This window comes from Mesorhizobium sp. P5_C1, assembly GCF_054049815.1.
The window spans coordinates 1-3679 of sequence record NZ_JBFULQ010000534.1 but is presented as its reverse complement, the minus strand read 5'-3'; the positions used below and the strand labels follow the sequence as shown (position 1 = coordinate 3679).

The window sequence follows — 3679 nt, the reverse complement described above, 5'->3', positions numbered from 1 at the left end:
GACGCAGGCCATGCTGAGAGCCGGGTCGATCAAGGACATATTCGACGCCGGCCTGCATGAATTCCTGGCCAATTTCATTCGCGACAATACCAGGCTCGGCGACGAGATCGCGCAGGACTACCGGTTCAATTGAGCATGATCGCGAAAAGTGGGACAAGAGCATGCTCACAAGCGGGACATAGTGCATGCGGCTGAAGATCACCCACAGGACCGAATACCGCTACGATGCACCGGTGCACTATCTGCTGCAGCGGCTGCGACTGCTTCCGGTCAGCGGATCGACGCAGACCGTTTTGTCCTGGGCACTGGCCATCGAGGGTGCGCGCGAGGAGGTTCGCTTTGTCGACCATTTCGGCAACGACACCAGGCTGTTGAGCGTCGAGGGCGAGCGCGACTTCATCACCGTGGAAGCGGCCGGCGAAGTGGTGACGCGCGACACTGCAGGCGTCTCCGGACCACACCAGGGTTTTACGCCGCTCTGGCTGTACAGCCATGAAACGCCCTTGACGGCGATCGGCAGCGGTGTTCGCGAGCTCGCCGCATCCGTCGGTAAGGGCACCGACATCGAAAGGCTGCACCGATTGATGGCTGTCATCGGCGATCGCGTCACCTACACCCCCGGCACCACCAATGCGGCGACGCCGGCAGAAGAAGCCTTGGCGCTCAAGACCGGTGTCTGCCAGGATCACACCCATATCTTTGCCGCCGCTGCGCGTACCATGGGCTTTCCTGCCCGCTATATCAGCGGCTATCTGATGCTGGATGCCGCTGTCGAGCAGGCCGCAAGCCATGCTTGGGCCGAAGCGCATGTTGCGGGTCTGGGCTGGGTCGCCTTCGATGCCGCAAACGGCATCTCTCCAGACGAGCGCTATGTAAAAGTGGCAACCGGCCGCGACTATCGCGACGCCACGCCGGTGTCGGGAATTCGGCTGGGACAGGCGGAAGAACAGCTTGCGGTCACCGTCACGGTGGAGCAGTAATCCGCCAAGATTGCTGCCGGAGCAATTCAGGAAAAGCGTGAAACGGTTTTCCCGGGAAAAGCGGATAGCGCTTTCCCTTGGGAATTGCGTCGAAACAAGGAGATAGAGCGGTTCTGCGTTTCCGTGAAACGATGAATCGCTCTAGAAGAGATTCCATGACCTATTGCGTCGGCCTGAAGATTGATCGCGGGCTCGTGTTCATGTCGGACACGCGCACCAATGCCGGTATGGATTCGATTTCCACCTTCCGCAAGATGCATGTCTGGGAGCAGCCGGGAGAGCGCGTCATCGTGCTGATGTCAGCCGGCAACCTGGCGACGACCCAGGCAGTGGTCAGCCTGCTCGACGAACGCACCAAGGCAATCGCCGATCGTCACGCCACGCTTTTGGAGACGCCGTCGATGTATCAGACGGTGCGGCTGGTCGGCGATACGGTGAAGGAGGTCATCGCCAGCTCGTCACCCGCGGGCGAGAAGGCGGATTCCTACTTCAATGCCTCGTTCATCCTCGGCGGCCAGATCAAGGGCAGCGAACCGCGCCTGTTCATGATCTATCCCGAAGGCAATTTCATCGAATCGACCGACGACACGCCGTTCTTCCAGATCGGCGAGACCAAATATGGCAAGCCGATCATTATCCGCGCCTACGAAAAGACGATGAGCCTTGCAGAGACGGTGAAGCTGCTTCTGGTGTCGTTCGATTCGACACTGAAGTCGAACCTGTCTGTCGGCTTGCCGCTCGACCTGCTTTTCCTGGAGAAGGACACTTTCAAGGTGGGGCTGAAGAAACGGATCGGGCAGGACGACCAGTATTACCGCACGATCTCGGATGGCTGGTCGAATGCGCTGAAGACAGCTTTTGCCAGCCTGCCCGATTTCCCGGGGTAGGCGCGCGGCGCCAGATGGCGGTTGCATATATTTCACATGTTAAATAATATCGAGCCTTGAAGAGCCAGCCGTGATGGGCGGCGGCGAGGAATCTTGTCGGGAGGACACGATGAACAATGATGATTTCCGGCAATGGTCGCGGCGCGCCGCCGACTGGGGCGCCGACTACCGCAACACGCTGCGCGAGCAGCCGGTGCGGCCGCTGGTCGAGCCGGGCGATATTTTCAGGAGCATAGAGGCTTCGCCGCCCGAAGACGCCGAACCGATGGACAGGATTTTCGCCGACTTCGAAGAGAAGATCCTGCCGGGGATGACGCATTGGCAGCATCCGCGCTTCTTCGCCTATTTCCCGGCCAATGCGGCGCCGGTCTCGGTGGTGGCGGAATATCTGGTCTCTGCGATGGCCGCGCAATGTATGCTTTGGCAGACCTCGCCGGCGGCGACCGAGCTCGAAACGCGCACCGTCGACTGGATGCGCCAGGCGCTTGGCCTGCCGGAAGGTTTCTCAGGCGTGATCCAGGATTCGGCCTCATCCGCGACGCTGGCCGCGGTGCTGACCATGCGCGAGCGCGCGCTCGACTGGCAAGGCAACAAAAAGGGACTGGCGGGGCAGGCGCGGTTGCGCATCTATTCCTCCGACCAGGTGCACACCTCGATCGACCGGGCGATCTGGGTGTCTGGTATCGGCGAGGACAATCTCGTGCGCGTCCCCGTCGGTGGCCGCTTTCGCGCAATGGACACGGCAGCGCTCGAGGCGGCAATCATTGCCGACCGGGAAGCCGGCATGCTGCCGGCGGGCATTATCGCCTGCGTCGGCGGCACCAGCACTGGTGGCACCGACGACATCGCGGCGGTTGCGGAGGTGGCGCGGCGCCATGGCCTTTACCTTCATGTCGACGCGGCCTGGGCCGGCTCGGCAATGATCTGCCCGGAATACCGGCATTTCTGGAGCGGTGTCGAAGCGGCGGATTCCGTTGTCTTCAATCCCCACAAATGGCTCGGTGCGCAGTTCGATTGCTCGATCCAGTTCCTGCGCGATCCCGAAAGCCATGTGCGGACGCTGGCCATCAAGCCGGATTACCTGAAGACCCATGGCCATGACGGCATCATCAATTATTCCGAGTGGTCGGTGCCTCTCGGCCGGCGGTTCCGCGCACTGAAATTGTGGTTCCTGCTGCGCGCGCATGGGCTGGAAAGCCTGCGAACGATGATCCGCAACCATGTCGCCTGGAGCGAAGGCCTTGCCGCGCGGCTGGCAAAGGAGCCGGATTTCGAGATCGTCAGCGAACCGATGCTGTCGCTGTTTTCGTTCCGGCACAAGGCTGGAACCGGCGCCGACGCGGACGAGCACAATCTGCGGCTGGTCAATGCGATCAACGATGATGGCCGCATCTACCTGACGCAGACGAAAGTCGACGGACGAGTGGCGATCCGGTTCCAGGTCGGACAGTTCGAGGCGACTGCCGGCGATGTCGATGCCGCCTTCGTCGTCATCGCCGAAATCGCGCGCGGCATGGGCTGAATCTGCCTTGACGAGGTTGCGTACTGCTTTGGCTTTGCGATCAGGTAAATTCTATTAGCCGGCTTATGCCTTTTCATTGCTTTCGTTTTCGACTATAGACAAGAAAAACGAAAACGGGAGGTTGCCCATGTATCTGTCGCCGCGCCATGCCGAAATCATCCAGATGGCCAAGGATCATGGTCGCGTGCTGGTCGACGATCTAGCCACCCACTTCAATGTGACGCCGCAGACCATACGCAAGGATCTCAACGACCTGTGCGATCAGCGGCTGCTTTCGCGCATCCATGGTG

5 protein-coding genes are annotated in these 3679 nt (G+C 60.7%); all 5 read left to right on the top strand.

Annotation, left to right across the window (positions count from 1 at the left end; all coding sequences use genetic code 11):
- Window positions 1-133 (top strand): alpha-E domain-containing protein (locus ACXJ7R_RS27355; protein ID WP_457154544.1); only part of this gene is annotated, 133 nt, incomplete at its 5' end.
- Window positions 134-185: 52 nt separating this feature from the next.
- Window positions 186-980 (top strand): transglutaminase family protein, encoded by a 795-nt coding sequence (locus ACXJ7R_RS27350; RefSeq protein WP_457154542.1) that lies wholly within the window; start codon window positions 186-188, stop codon window positions 978-980.
- A gap of 155 nt (window positions 981-1135) precedes the next feature.
- Window positions 1136-1867, top strand: coding sequence for a peptidase (locus tag ACXJ7R_RS27345; protein ID WP_095085040.1), 732 nt, complete (start codon window positions 1136-1138; stop codon window positions 1865-1867).
- Between the two features lie 109 nt (window positions 1868-1976).
- Window positions 1977-3389 (top strand): pyridoxal phosphate-dependent decarboxylase family protein, encoded by a 1413-nt coding sequence (locus ACXJ7R_RS27340; RefSeq protein ID WP_457154541.1) that lies wholly within the window; start codon window positions 1977-1979, stop codon window positions 3387-3389.
- Between the two features lie 127 nt (window positions 3390-3516).
- Window positions 3517-3679: DeoR family transcriptional regulator (locus ACXJ7R_RS27335; protein ID WP_457154543.1), on the top strand; the 163-nt coding region annotated here is incomplete at its 3' end.

Coding starts and splice junctions, on each gene's coding strand:
- ACXJ7R_RS27350 (WP_457154542.1), top strand. CDS start 186: ATGCGGCTGAAGATCACCCACAGGACCGAATACCGCTACGATGCACCG.
- ACXJ7R_RS27345 (WP_095085040.1), top strand. CDS start 1,136: ATGACCTATTGCGTCGGCCTGAAGATTGATCGCGGGCTCGTGTTCATG.
- ACXJ7R_RS27340 (WP_457154541.1), top strand. CDS start 1,977: ATGAACAATGATGATTTCCGGCAATGGTCGCGGCGCGCCGCCGACTGG.